Genomic DNA, 12,176 nt, shown 5'->3' with positions numbered 1-12,176 from the left:
GTTGCGCTCGGCCCGATTCTTCATTGAGTCTTCAGAATGCGTACGTGGTCTGACCATGGGGATCCTTCGCGAAGGCGATGACCTTGGTCGCCTCGACGCGGAACGCAGCGGCCGGTCCGCCCTCGGCGTCGTCGAACACGCCGTCGCCGACCGTGAAGCGCCACACCTCGCCGTACTTGGCCACGATCGCGTCCGCGAGCCGCTGGAGCTCGGCATTGTCGGAGACGCGCGCGGCCGTGCCCTCGACGACGACGTCGAGGCCCTGCGCCCAGGTGTTGTTCCCGGTCGTCATGGCGAGCTTCGGGCTTCGCTCGAGGTTGCGGTACTTCTGCTCCCGCAGACCGGTGGTGAAGTGCAGGGCGCCGTCGTGATAGGCGCCGATCAGCGGCGTCACGTGCGGGCGGCCGTCCTCACGCACGGTGGTGATCCAGTACAGCTCGGCCTGCGTGAGCGCGCCCTCGGTCGTCGCCCAGGGCGTGGGGTCGGCGGACGGGTCGCTGAAGCGGCGGTCGATCTTCGCGTGCATGGGGGCTTGGACCGTCCGGCGCGGTGCAACTCATCGCACGCGCAAAGATGGAGGTATGTCTGCGCACCGCATCAGCACCACCCCGAGCGAGCGCCATGTGCGCGTCGAGTCCAACGGCCAGGTGCTCGCCGAGTCCGACCGGGCGGTCGAGCTCCACGAGACTGGGCTGCCGACGCGCTTCTACCTCCCGCGCGAGGACGTGCGCATGGAGCTGCTGACCTCGACCGACACCACCTCGCACTGCCCGTTCAAGGGCGACGCGTCCTACTTCTCCGCGCCCGACGTCGAGGACGCGTTCTGGGTCTACGAGGCGCCGTCCGAGGAGGACGCCAAGCCGATCGCCGGCCTGCTCGCCCCGTGGCCCGGTCGGGTCGAGGTGATCGTCGAGTAAACCGAACCACCGCGCACGGCCGCGGACGGTACCGTCATACGTATGCGCGTCGTGATCACCGGAAGTTCAGGCCATCTCGGCGAGGCCCTCTGCCGTGTGCTGGGCGCCGCGGGCGAGGACGTCGTGTCGATCGACGTCCTGCCCGGGGCGTACACGACGCACGTCGGCTCGGTCACCGACCGTGCGCTGGTCCGGAAGCTCATCGCGGGCGCCGACGCTGTCCTGCACGCGGCGACGCTCCACAAGCCGCACGTCGGCTCGCACACGCGGCAGGACTTCGTCGACACCAACGTGACGGGGACCTTGACGCTGCTCGAGGAGGCCGTCGCCGCGGGCGTCGGCCGGTTCGTCTTCACGAGCACGACGAGCGCCTTCGGTCACGCGCTCGTCCCGCCCGCCGATTCGCCCGCCGCCTGGATCACCGAGGCCGTGCGGCCCGTCCCCAAGAACATCTACGGCGTCACCAAGACCGCCGCCGAGGACCTCTGCGAGCTCGTCCACCGCGACCACGGCCTGCCGGTCGTGATCCTGCGCACCTCGCGCTTCTTCCCCGAGGGCGACGACCGCGACGCGGTGCGCACCGCGTTCGCCGACGCCAACCTGAAGGTCAACGAGCTGCTGTACCGGCGCGTGGACATCGAGGACGTCGTCTCTGCGCACCGCTGCGCTCTGGACCGCGCCGACGCGATCGGCTTCGGCCGCTACATCATCAGCGCCACGACGCCGTTCGTCCCGGACGACCTCGCGGCCCTGCACGCCGACGCGCCGCCGGTCGTCGCGCGCCACGTCCCGTCGTACGAGGCGGTGTACGAGCAGCTCGGCTGGCGCATGTTCGACGCGATCGAACGCGTCTACGTGAACGCGGCCGCCCGCACCGACCTGGGCTGGACGCCGCGGTACGACTTCGCCTCAGCGGTCGCCCGCCTCTCGGCCGGCGAGGAGTGGCGCTCCGAGCTCACGCTCGCGGTCGGCGCGAAGGGCTACCACGCCGAGTCGACCGGCGTCTATACGGTGCGCTGATGGCGGACTGGACGAGGAAGAACTTCGAGGACTTCAAGGACCGCGCCCCGGAGGAGGTCCGGATCCGGTGGCTGTTCTCGCGCAACGAGGTCAAGTCGGAGCAGGTCGGCGTGAGCCGCTTCAGCTACGAGCCCGGCGCGCGGATGCCGTTCGGCCACCGGCACGGTGTGCAAGAGGAGGTCTACGTCGTCGTCGCCGGCTCGGGGCGCGCGAAGCTCGAGGACGAGATCATCGACCTGGCGTTGTGGGACGTCGTGCGCGTGGCGCCGCAGGTGTTCCGCTCGTTCGAGGCCGGCCCGGACGGGATGGAGCTGATCTGCGTCGGCGGCCCTCGCCCGGCCGGCAACGACAACGAGGGCTTCAAGGACTTCTGGCCGCAGGACTAGTCGCGACGGCCGAAGGGCCAGCGACGCCGGCGTTCGGTGGGCGGCGGCGCCTCGAGCGCGTTCGGATCGCCGAGCTGCGGCGTGGGCTCGCGGTCGTCCTCGCTCACGGCGCACACGCTAGTCGAGCTTGCGGCCGAGGGCGGAGGTGACCTCGCCGCCGGCCTGCGGCACGCCGGCCTCGATGAACCGGGACGGCAGCGCGCGGCCGGTCGCGCACTCCTCGCGCTGGTAGTGCAGATGCGGTTCGGTCGAGTGGCCTGAGGAGCCGACGGTGCCGATCGGCGTGCCGACGGCGACCCGCTGCTCGCGCTTGACGGCGACCGTCGCGAGGTGGGCGAAGCGGGCGCAGGTGCCGTCCTTGACGCGGAGCAGCGCGTGGTTGCCCCAGCCGTCGCCGCACTCCTGGCTGTCGAGGATGTCGCAGCCGCCGAACGTGAGGACGACCTCGCCGGCGACGCCCGTCAGGACCGGCTCGTGGATGCCGATCAGGAAGTCCCAGCTGAACCGGCTTTTCTCGCCGCGGTGGCTGTAGTCGCCGTACGGGCCCTGGCTGACCCACACCGCCTTGCCCGGAGTCCACGGCAGGTACTGCGGCGCGTCGGCCTGCGTGCCCCACCCGGTGTTGGTCGGCGGGATCGCCCGGGCCAGCGCGACCACGAGCAGCACGCCGAGCAGGGCGACGCCCAGTCCGGCGGCCAGCATGCGCTTCGAGAACACCGAGTGGACCGTATTCACGGCCGGGCGAAGCGGAATCCGTCATCCGTCGAGCGATGCGAACAGACGTCACAAGGACTCTCGAGGCGCGTTGTTAGGGTGCCCTAATAGATGTTCCGTCGTGATGTCGTTCCGCGGCGGCGAGTGCTAGTGATCGCCGCCGCGTTGATGCTTCCGCTGCCCGCCGCGGCCTCCGCCGCCACGCCCGGCACCTCGCTCCAGCTCTCCGGTCTGAAGGGCGTGAAGGTCACCGCCGTCGGTCCGACCGTGCGTGAGGCGTCGCGCTTCGTCGTGCCGTTCACCGGCTCCCCGTCGACGACGAGCGTCGCGTACCCGTCCGCCGCGGGCCTCCGGCTCAGCGCGGGCCGCCGCTCCGTCCGGCTGACCGCGCTGCGGCTGCAGGGCCGCTCGCTGAGCGCGGCGGTCGGCCGCAAGCGCGTGACGGTCTTCACCGCCGCGCGCGCCCCGCTGACGACGCGCAGCACCACGCTGCGCCTCACCGCCGCGGGACGGTCCGCGCTGCGGTCGGGCCTGCGGCTGCGGCGCCTCCCGACCGGCACCGTCGGCACGCTGAGCGTGGTCCTGCCCGCGCCGGTCCAGGGCCCGGCGACTGTGCTGCCGAGCACGCCGTCGCCGACCGTTCCCGCTCCCACGCCCGTCGCCACCCCCGCGCCGACCGTCGCCGCCACGCCGACGCCCACCCCGACCCCGCCGCCCGCGGATCGGATCTTCCCGCCGGGCGTCCCCGCGGGCGCCGTGCGCGCGAACGCCGCCGACTGGGCCTTCCGCGGCTCCTGGCTGCGCTACCTCGTCGCGGGCGGCGGCACCGTCGCGACCACCGGCGGCGCGGCGAAGACCGCCGACGGCTCGTTCGTCTACCCCGGCCAGGGCGGCACGTACGACCTCACCGCGGGCTGGTCGCTCCAGCACGGCGGCACCGTCACGTTCCTGTATTCCGCGCACGGCATCTCGATCGCGCTCGCCGACCCGATCGTCGAGCTCGGCCCGGCGCCGCGCATCAGCGTCCTGCTGACCGACTCCAGCCAGGGTGGAATCCCCGGCGGCGAGGGCAGCGGCGGCGACGGCACCACGCGCCGGGTCGTGTTCGGCACGCTCGACCTCTCGGCGGCGACGCCGGTCGTCAGCGGCGACACCGTCACGTGGACGTCCGTCCCCGTCCTGCTCACCACCGAGGGCGCCGCTCCCTTCCTGGCCTACAAGGCCGGAGAACCGTTCGGGCAGATCACCGTCCGGGCCACCATCCCGTCCGCCTAGCGCGGACCTGACTCCCCACTCCCCATGACTCTGAACCTGACTCCTCTCCGCGGGGTGCTGGCCGCGTCGCTGCTCGCGCTCGCCGTCGCCGCACCCGCCTCCGCCGCCGGCACCTGGTCCGCGGCGGCCGCGCTCAACACGGCGCCGAACAAGGACGCGTCGACCCCGACCGTCGCCACCGATGCCACCGGCACGAGCACCGCCGTGTGGGTCCGCAGCCTCGACGACAGCGTCGGCTCGGCGATCGTCGAGGTCGCGACCCGCCCGGCCGGCGGAGCCTGGAGCGCCCCGCAGACGCTCTCGACCGGCACCGACCAGACCGCGAGCCTCCCGCGCGTGAGCGCCGCGGCCGACGGCACGGTCGCGATCATCTGGCTGCAGAGCGGGATCAAGGACGACCCGTCGGCGTGGGCGACCGTCCGCCGGCCCGGCCAGGCCTGGGACGAGCCCACGCGGCTCTCCGCCCCCGAGGCCGACGAGCCCCAGATCGCGATCCGCCCCGACGGTCGCGTGATCGCGCTCTGGAGCATCGACTGGGCGGAAGGCACCGCGGTCGAGAGCGCCAGCACGCGCGCCGGTGGCGGCTGGAACCGCACCGAGGCGCTCACCGAGCCCGGCACCTGGGGCTCGTTCCCGTCGCTCGCGGTCGGCGCCGACGGCACCGCGGTCGCCGCCTGGGTCGACTACGACGACGCGACCGGGCAGCCCACCGCCAACACCGCGATCCTCCCGGCCGGCGAGACGACCTGGGACCCCGAGCAGACGGTCAGCGACCCCGCCGAGTACGGCACCTTCCCGGCGGTGACGGTCGCCGATGGCACCCCGACCGTGGTCTGGCAGGAGCGCACCGACAACCCGCGCTACGCCCGCAATCAGCTCTTCACCAGCGACCTCGTGGCCGGCGAGTGGACCGAGGCCGTGGCGCTCACCGCCTACGACGAGCAGGCCAACCACCAGGACGCGGTCCTGACCACGGACGCCGCCGGCAACCAGACCGTCGCGTGGCTGTGGACGGCGTACAGCGGCAACCCGACGGCGGGTGAGGCCGCGACCGTCGACACGATGCAGGTCGCCACGCGCGCCGCCGGCACGAAGACCTGGTCGGCGCCGCTGAGCGTCGCGACCGAGCCGCCGAACGCGACGCTCCGCCACGTCGCGCTGGCGACCCGCGCCGACGGCAGCTCCGTCCTCGGCTGGGCCGGCTACGTCGACGCGGCCAAGCGCAACAAGCTCATCCGCGTCGCCGTGCGTGAGGGCTTCGCCGGCGCCTGGAGCGAGCCCGCGACCCTGTCCGGCCCCGGTGGCACGAGCTCCTCGCAGATGAGCTGGGACATCGGCCTCGCGGCCGGCCCGAAGGAGCTCACCGCGGTCTGGCACGCGAACGCCACGAGTGGCCTGATCGGCGTGCAGGCGAGCACCTGGGTACCCGCGCCGCCGGTCGTCGTCGAGCCCGAGCCGACCGCGACACCGGAGCCGACCCCCGCGACGCCGCTGCCGACCGTCGTCCCGACCGCCACGCCCGGGCCGCCGACCCCCGGCACGACCGTCACGCCGGCCCCGGCCAAGCGCACCCCGATCCGCCTCACCGCGCGCTGGGCCAAGGGCCGCCTCGCGCTCAGCCTCACGGGCCTGACGAAGACCTCGAAGCTGCAGGTCAAGGTCCCCGGCCGCACGGCCGCGCTGAAGGCGACCGGCACCAAGATCACCGTCGCCGCCCGCTACGCGAAGACGGGCCGCAAGCTGACCGTGCGCGTGACCGACGCGAGCGGCCGCTACGTCGCGACGCGCACGGTGCGCGTCCCGCGCCGGTAGGACCCGGCGCGAACCGGGTACGCGCGTCGAATGATGCGCGTACCCGGAGTGCTGCTCGCGGTCCTCGCCGCGCTCGCTGGATGCGGAACCGCCGAACCGGAGGACCGCACGGCGGGCTTCGTCTCCTGCCTGGAGCTCGGGAAGGGAACGGTGGTCGAGCGCCCCGCGCAGCTCGCCGACTTCCCGACCGCCGGCGCCGAGTACTCGACCGGGTTCTCGCTCGAGAGCGTCGCGTTCGACACCATCGACGTCGAGGTCGGGGACAAGGTCCACACGCTCGTGCTCGTCAACCGCCCGCAGATCCCGCAGCCGGCGTCGAATCGCGCGACCGACCCCGCCGAGCTGATCCGCCGCGCCCAGCGTGGCGAGCGCACCGGCGCGCGCCAGCTCGTCATCCTGCCGCCGACGGCCGGCGCGGAGTCGGTGGCGAGTGCCTGCGTCGAAGCCGTCGCGGGCGACCAGATCTACCCGTGACCGCGGTGCGGCTCGTCGTCGTGGCCGCGCTCGCACTGGCGTGGGCGGGGTGTGCGCAGGACGCCGAGCGCGAACCGGCGGAGCGGCGCAACCTCCGCGCGCTCGACGCGGTGCCCAGTCCTCCGGGAGCGACGATGGTGCGCACCCAGACGCTCGGGCACAAGGCGCCCGACACGTCCGACGGCCCGATCGTCGGCTACTCGACCCGGCGCTTGCTCCGCCTCGCGCGCCCCACGCCGGAGAACGAGGTGCTCGCGTTCGTGCACGACAACCTGGGCCGGAACGGCTGGAAGCCCGAGCCGGGCTACGCGGCGGGCCGGCGCGACGGGTCCTGCCTGCACCTGATGGCCGTGTCGTCGCTGCCGGCGTCGAGCGATGACCTTCCGTCCGTGTCGTACTCGCTCGAGCCGTCGTCGTCGGGGCGGAACGGATCGGCACGCGGGCTCGTGCTCGACATCAGCGACTGCCGCGGCTGACGCGCTACCAGTCGCCTTGCTCGAGCTCCGCCCAGTCGACGCCGGGCAGGTCCGCCGTGCTTGGGAACACCGCCACCGCGCTGTTCCACAGATCCTCGTTCGCCCGCTGGCGGTCAGGCCCGTTGGGCGCCACGAGCAGCATGTCGACCTGCAGGAAGTCACCCTCGCGCGTGAACTGCTGATCCGAGAGGTGCGGGAGCCCGCGGAGCGCCGCCTCGATCGCGCGCTGGGTCTGCTCGGCGATCGCGTCGTCGTCGCGCTCCAGGGCCAGCTTCGCGACGACGACCAGCTCGAGCGGCTGCTCGTCGGTCACCGGCTCGGGCGCCGGCCTCGGGACAGGAGCGTTGCGGTCCCTGATGAGCTCGAACACGAGCCGCGGGAGGTGCCAGAACAGCACGGCGATGATCTTCAGGACCCATCCGACCGGGCTCAGCGTCTCCGGCTGGGGCGGCGCGTACCGGTGCACCGTGATCGCCAGCACCTCGCTGAGCGGGACGGGCTCCTCGTGGAGCTTGCCTGGGACTCTGAACCACAACGCCATCTGACCCGTTGCGGGATCGACTTCCGGCTCGGGCGGGATCATCAGGCCGGACCGCTCGCCGCCGCCCACGAGCTCCAGCGTCACGTTCTTCGCGGGACCCCAGCCCAAGGTCTCGCCGAACCACCGTGGCGCGACCTGCGGCGGCACCTCATACCGCGTGCTCACGTGACCGTCCACGCGCGCTAGCGACGGGCGACGCGCACGATCAAGACCACCGCGAGCACGAAGAACAGCACCACGAGAACTTCCAGGGGGCCAATATTGGGCATGGCCACACCAGTGCCCTCTCCACCTCCAATTTATACCGGAACCGAGGCCCTCATGAGGCCGTGATCGGTCCCGCATACTCGCCGCCATGGGCACGACAGAGCACGAGGTGGTCATCGTCGGCGGGGGCCCCGCGGGGATGATGTTGGCGGCCGAGCTGGCGTTGGCGCGGGTGGACGTCGCGGTCGTCGAGCGGCGGGCGGATCATGAGCTGGTGGGCTCGCGCGCGGGCGGGCTGCACGCGCGGTCGATCGAGGTGCTCGACCAGCGCGGAGTGGCCGAGCGGTTCCTCGCGGAAGGGCAGCCGGTGCAGGTCGTCACGTTCGGGTCGACGGTGCTGGACATGAGCGACTTCCCGTCGCGGCACCCGTACACGCTCGCGCTGTTTCAGAACAAGATCGAGGCGATCCTCGGCGCGTGGGTGGCCGAGCTGCCGGCGCGGATCCTCCACGGCCGCGAGGTCACGGGCTTCGCGCAGGACGACGCGGGCGTCGACGTCCAGCTGGCGGACGGCGGGACGCTGCGCGCGCAGTACCTCGTCGGCTGCGACGGTGGGCGCAGCGCGATCCGCAAGGCCGCCGGCATCGAGTTCCCGGGCTGGGACGCGACCAAGAGCAACCTGATCGCCGAGGCCGAGGTCACGGAGGAGCCGCCGGCCGGGCCGCGCTTCGACGCGATCGGCGTCCACGGCCTGCACCGGCTCGAGGACGGCAAGACGGTCCGGATCGTTGTGACCGAGAAGGCGGTCGGGCCGAGCGGCGAGGCCACGCTGGGCGAGCTGCGCGACGCGCTGGTGGCCGTGTTCGGCACCGACTTCGGCGTCCACCGTCCGACCTGGATCTCCCGCTTCACCGACATGACCCGCCAGGCCGCCGCCTACCGCGCCGGGCGCGTGCTGCTGGCCGGCGACGCGGCGCACATCCACTACCCGGCGGGCGGGCAGGGCCTCAGCCTCGGCGTCCAGGACGCCGTCAACCTCGGGTGGAAGCTGGCCCAGGTCGTCCACGGCACTTCGTCGGAACGGCTGCTGGACAGGTACTTCGCCGAGCGCCATCCGGTGACCGCGCGGGCGTTGCGGTACACGATGGCCCAGGGCACGCTCCAGCGCCAGGACGATCGCGTGAAGGCCCTGGTCGACCTCCTCGCGGACACGGTCGTCACGGACGAGTCGCGGCGCCGGCTGGCGGGGCTCGTCTCGGGGCTGGACATCCACTACGACCTCGGCGAGGGGCATCCGCTGCTCGGGCGCCGCATGCCCGACCTGGCGTTGGAAGACGGGCGCCGCGTCTACGAGCTCCTCCACGACGCCAAGCCGGTGCTCCTCAACTTCGGCGAGCCCGGTGCGCTCGACGGCCTGCCGTTCGTCGTCGACGCGCGCACCGAGGACGCGTGGGAGCTGCCGGTGATCGGCGCGGTCCCCGCGCCGACGGCCGTGCTCATCCGGCCCGACGGCTACGTCGCGTGGGTGGGGGAGGGCACGCCCGCGGGCCTGGCCGAGGCGTTGAGCACCTGGTTCGGCGTCACCAGGCGAGGTGCGAGCGAGCGTCCGGGATCTGCGCCATCACGCGCTCGATCGACGTGACCGGACCACCGGTGCCGCGGGGCGCGACGAGCACCTTCGTGCCCTCGACGGTGATCGCGCACCCCGGCAGCGCGGCGCGCAGCCGCCACAGGGCCATGTGGGCTTCGCTGCTGTCACTCAGCAGCGTCAGGGAGTGCGACGAGTGGACGGTCATGTGACGGCTCTCGGCGGGAATACCGCGGACCTTGAGGATTCAACCCACTAATCCGAAAGTGGCGCATAGACGCTCGCCGAGTGGGTGGTTCAGTCCACTGTCCAACGCCCGTCGCGCATCAGCTCGCGGTCGGCGAGCTCGTCCACCTCGCGCCACGCGAGGATGCGCCGCGGCGTGACCCGGAACCAGCAGTACGGCGTCTTCAACGTGCGCGGATCGAAGCCCGTGCGCGCCGCGAACCGGTCACCGGCCGCGGCCGCCAGCGCGTCGATCGCGAGCACCTCGACGTCCCCGTCGATCAGCGTCACGTCGCGGGTCTCGCCGAGCCCGAGCTGCGCGCGACGGGACGCGGCGAGGTTCCGGCCGGTGGGACTGTCCCGCGGCGTCGAGAGCAGCAGCGCGGCGCCGTCCCAGTCGAACGAGAGCGGGATGAGATGCGGCACCCCGTCCGCCGAGGCGCTCGCGACCCAGAGGTCGACGTCGTGGTTCAGCCGCTGCTCGGTGTCGCGACGGCGCTGCGCGCGTGGCCGAGGAGGATCCTCCATGGCGGCAGCCTAATGTCTTGGCGCGTGGTCGAACTCGGTGACGTCCAGCGCGCGCGGCGCGACCCCGGTCTGGTGGTCCTCGAGGGCTTCCACGCCGTCAAGCACGCGGTCCGCTTCGGGGCGGAGCTGCTCGGCGTGTGGACGGCGGACGCCGACGAGCTCGCGGCGCTGTCGGCGCGACTCGCACCGGACGTGGTGCTGTCGCCGACGCTCGTGGACGTGAAGGAGCTGGCGGCCGTCGTCCCGCGCGCGCAGGTGGTCGCGCTCGCGCGGCGCCCGCGGCAACCCGATCCCGACGGCATCCTCGCGTTGCCCGGTCCCGAGCCGGTCGTCCTGCTCGAAGCACCGCGCCACCTCGGCAACCTCGGCGCGGTCGTGCGCGTCGCCGCGGCCGCCGGCGCGGCGGGCGTGATCACCACGGGCGTGCAGGACCCCTGGCACGCGGACGCGCTGCGCGGCTCCGCCGGCCTGCACTTCGCGCTTCCGGTCGCCCGCTCGCGCGTCCTGCGCACGGGCGACCGCCCGCTGATCGCACTGGACCCGGAAGGCACGATCGTCGCCCCGGGCGTGATCCCACCGCGCGCGCTGCTGGCCTTCGGCACCGAGCGCGACGGCCTCACCGACGAGCTGCTGGCGGTCGCCGACGCGCGTGTGGCGCTGCCGATGCGCCCGGGCGTCTCCTCGCTGAACCTGGCCACCTCGGTCTCAGCCGTGCTCTATCTCGGCCACGGTCACTGACGCCGCCGGGGACGCCCGGTCCCCGTTGTGTCGCGGCCACGACAGTCGTTCTGTCGAACACCGCACACTACCGCTGAAGAACCGGCGCGGTAGGGAAAGCCCGCTTAGACTCGGCGGCATGCACAAGGACCTGCGTGAGCTCCTGCATTCGGCCGAAGGGCAGTCCCGGCACGTCGTCGTGATCTTCCTGGACGTGCGAGGGTTCTCGTCGTTCGCGAAGATCGCCGAGTCCTCGGATGCGGCGGAGTTCCTGCGGAGCGTCTACACGCAGATCGTCGACGACTACTTCGTCGAGCCCGAGTTCTTCAAGCTGACGGGCGACGGCATGCTGATCCTGTATCGGTACGACCGGGAGTCGTTGATCGATGTCGTCAACACCGCCGTCGAGACCAGCCTGCGGTTGGTGACCGACTTCGGGGGCCTCTGCGCCGAGGACCCGATGGTCAACTTCGAGGTGCCGGGGAACCTCGGGATCGGCATCGCTCGCGGCGCCGCGACCGCGCTCATCTCGGGTGAGAAGGTGCTCGACTACTCCGGCCGGCCGCTGAACCTCGCGGCGCGCCTCATGGACCTGGGCCGCCCGTCCGGCGTGGTCATCGACGAGGGCATCCGCATCGAGCTGCTTCGGGACGACCTCTCGGAGCAGTTCACCCAGGAGTCGGTCTACGTGAAGGGCATCGCGGAGGCCGACGCGGTGGGGGTCTACGTCGACAAGCGCGTGGACATCCCGGTGTTCAACCGGCACCCGATCGACCGCTTCCACCAGTTCACCGAGGACCAGGTCGAGCGGACGCTCGTCCAGCTCGCGGAATGGGGGGACTTCTCGTTCCCGCTCACGCATGAGCCCGCGGTCAAGGACAAAATCCAGGTCTTCGTCAACGCTCCGAAGCCGACGAAGTCGGGCGGGCGCAGCAAGACCGGGGTCTACAACTGGACCTTCACGGCGCAGTACGACTTCCGGGTCCAGACGCACTACGCGAAGGTGAACTTCGTCGAGATCCGCGAACTGGCGGCGGAGCAGGGCATCAAGCGCACGTGGCCCATCCACCTGACGATCGAGTACCCGATTCGCCCCTCGCTCGAGAACGGGTGATGGGCGCGGCGGGTTTCGAACCTGCGACCTCTCGCGTGTGAAGCGAGCGCTCTCCCACTGAGCTACGCGCCCGCAGAGAAGGAGGAAGCAGTGGGCGATACTGGACTCGAACCAGTGACCTCACGCGTGTGAAGCGTGCGCTCTAACCAACTGAGCTAATCGCCCTCAGGAGGACGAGGAAG

General features: G+C 72.2%; 15 protein-coding genes and 2 tRNA genes. 10 read left to right on the top strand and 7 right to left on the bottom strand.

Going from position 1 to position 12,176, the window contains the following annotated elements; all coding sequences use genetic code 11:
• Positions 1 to 31: 31 nt before the first annotated feature.
• Positions 32 to 526: a pyridoxamine 5'-phosphate oxidase family protein gene (locus OJ997_RS22155; RefSeq protein WP_270027418.1), complete on the bottom strand. Its 495-nt coding sequence runs from the start codon at positions 524 to 526 to the stop codon at positions 32 to 34.
• Between the two features lie 55 nt (positions 527 to 581).
• Here OJ997_RS22155 and OJ997_RS22150 point away from each other — a divergent pair, with 55 nt between their 5' ends.
• Genes OJ997_RS22150 through OJ997_RS22140 form a run of 3 tightly spaced genes read left to right on the top strand, consistent with a single transcriptional unit; the run spans position 582 to position 2,323 of the window.
• Positions 582 to 917, top strand: a complete 336-nt coding sequence (locus OJ997_RS22150; protein WP_270027417.1) for a DUF427 domain-containing protein — start codon at positions 582 to 584, stop codon at positions 915 to 917.
• Between the two features lie 42 nt (positions 918 to 959).
• Positions 960 to 1,937 (top strand): NAD-dependent epimerase/dehydratase family protein, encoded by a 978-nt coding sequence (locus OJ997_RS22145; RefSeq protein WP_270027416.1) that lies wholly within the window; start codon positions 960 to 962, stop codon positions 1,935 to 1,937.
• Positions 1,937 to 2,323 carry a cupin domain-containing protein gene (locus OJ997_RS22140; protein WP_270027415.1) on the top strand — a complete coding sequence of 129 codons (387 nt, stop codon included), beginning with the start codon at positions 1,937 to 1,939 and terminating at the stop codon, positions 2,321 to 2,323. Before OJ997_RS22145 ends, OJ997_RS22140 begins: the two co-directional genes overlap by 1 nt.
• Positions 2,324 to 2,440: 117 nt before the next feature.
• On the opposite strand, the gene OJ997_RS22135 is transcribed toward OJ997_RS22140, so the two are convergent.
• Positions 2,441 to 3,040, bottom strand: coding sequence for a M23 family metallopeptidase (locus tag OJ997_RS22135; RefSeq protein WP_270027414.1), 600 nt, complete (start codon positions 3,038 to 3,040; stop codon positions 2,441 to 2,443).
• Between the two features lie 108 nt (positions 3,041 to 3,148).
• Between OJ997_RS22135 and OJ997_RS22130 the strand changes: the two genes are divergently transcribed.
• Genes OJ997_RS22130 through OJ997_RS22115 form a run of 4 tightly spaced genes read left to right on the top strand, consistent with a single transcriptional unit; the run spans position 3,149 to position 7,074 of the window.
• A complete protein-coding gene (locus OJ997_RS22130) occupies positions 3,149 to 4,312 on the top strand; it encodes an HtaA domain-containing protein (protein ID WP_270027413.1) in 1,164 nt (387 codons plus the stop codon).
• Positions 4,313 to 4,366: 54 nt separating this feature from the next.
• Positions 4,367 to 6,124, top strand: a complete 1,758-nt coding sequence (locus OJ997_RS22125) for a hypothetical protein (RefSeq protein WP_270027412.1) — start codon at positions 4,367 to 4,369, stop codon at positions 6,122 to 6,124.
• Between the two features lie 33 nt (positions 6,125 to 6,157).
• The gene (locus OJ997_RS22120; protein WP_270027411.1) at positions 6,158 to 6,598 is read left to right on the top strand and encodes a hypothetical protein; all 441 of its coding nucleotides are present in this window, start codon (positions 6,158 to 6,160) and stop codon (positions 6,596 to 6,598) included.
• A complete protein-coding gene (locus OJ997_RS22115; RefSeq protein WP_270027410.1) occupies positions 6,595 to 7,074 on the top strand; it encodes a hypothetical protein in 480 nt (159 codons plus the stop codon). Before OJ997_RS22120 ends, OJ997_RS22115 begins: the two co-directional genes overlap by 4 nt.
• Positions 7,075 to 7,078: 4 nt before the next feature.
• Here OJ997_RS22115 and OJ997_RS22110 read toward each other — a convergent pair whose 3' ends face one another.
• Positions 7,079 to 7,780 carry a hypothetical protein gene (locus OJ997_RS22110; RefSeq protein WP_270027409.1) on the bottom strand — a complete coding sequence of 234 codons (702 nt, stop codon included), beginning with the start codon at positions 7,778 to 7,780 and terminating at the stop codon, positions 7,079 to 7,081.
• Positions 7,781 to 7,970: 190 nt separating this feature from the next.
• Here OJ997_RS22110 and OJ997_RS22105 point away from each other — a divergent pair, with 190 nt between their 5' ends.
• Positions 7,971 to 9,464 carry an FAD-dependent monooxygenase gene (locus OJ997_RS22105; RefSeq protein ID WP_270027408.1) on the top strand — a complete coding sequence of 498 codons (1,494 nt, stop codon included), beginning with the start codon at positions 7,971 to 7,973 and terminating at the stop codon, positions 9,462 to 9,464.
• Here the strand turns inward: OJ997_RS22105 and OJ997_RS22100 are convergent.
• Both OJ997_RS22100 and OJ997_RS22095 read right to left on the bottom strand, forming a co-directional pair.
• Positions 9,403 to 9,618 carry a hypothetical protein gene (locus tag OJ997_RS22100; RefSeq protein WP_270027407.1) on the bottom strand — a complete coding sequence of 72 codons (216 nt, stop codon included), beginning with the start codon at positions 9,616 to 9,618 and terminating at the stop codon, positions 9,403 to 9,405. The two genes, OJ997_RS22105 and OJ997_RS22100, sit on opposite strands and share 62 nt — an antisense overlap.
• A gap of 89 nt (positions 9,619 to 9,707) precedes the next feature.
• Complete coding sequence (locus tag OJ997_RS22095) at positions 9,708 to 10,163, bottom strand: pyridoxamine 5'-phosphate oxidase family protein (protein WP_270027406.1); 456 nt, start codon at positions 10,161 to 10,163, stop codon at positions 9,708 to 9,710.
• A gap of 24 nt (positions 10,164 to 10,187) precedes the next feature.
• On the opposite strand from OJ997_RS22095, the gene OJ997_RS22090 reads away from it, so the two are divergent.
• Positions 10,188 to 10,901: a TrmH family RNA methyltransferase gene (locus OJ997_RS22090; RefSeq protein ID WP_270027405.1), complete on the top strand. Its 714-nt coding sequence runs from the start codon at positions 10,188 to 10,190 to the stop codon at positions 10,899 to 10,901.
• Between the two features lie 118 nt (positions 10,902 to 11,019).
• On the top strand, positions 11,020 to 11,994 hold the full coding sequence (locus OJ997_RS22085; RefSeq protein WP_270027404.1) for an adenylate/guanylate cyclase domain-containing protein: 975 nt from the start codon (positions 11,020 to 11,022) through the stop codon (positions 11,992 to 11,994).
• On the opposite strand, the gene OJ997_RS22080 is transcribed toward OJ997_RS22085, so the two are convergent.
• A tRNA-Val gene (locus tag OJ997_RS22080) sits at positions 11,995 to 12,066 on the bottom strand.
• A 19-nt stretch (positions 12,067 to 12,085) separates the two neighbouring features.
• Positions 12,086 to 12,159, bottom strand: a tRNA-Val gene (locus OJ997_RS22075).
• Positions 12,160 to 12,176: the final 17 nt, after the last annotated feature.

Source organism: Solirubrobacter phytolaccae, from assembly GCF_027587195.1.
In the GTDB taxonomy this organism is placed as follows: Bacteria; Actinomycetota; Thermoleophilia; order Solirubrobacterales; family Solirubrobacteraceae; genus Solirubrobacter; species Solirubrobacter phytolaccae.
Note: the sequence above shows the minus strand (reverse complement) of the source record. Positions and strands in the feature narration are given on the sequence as shown.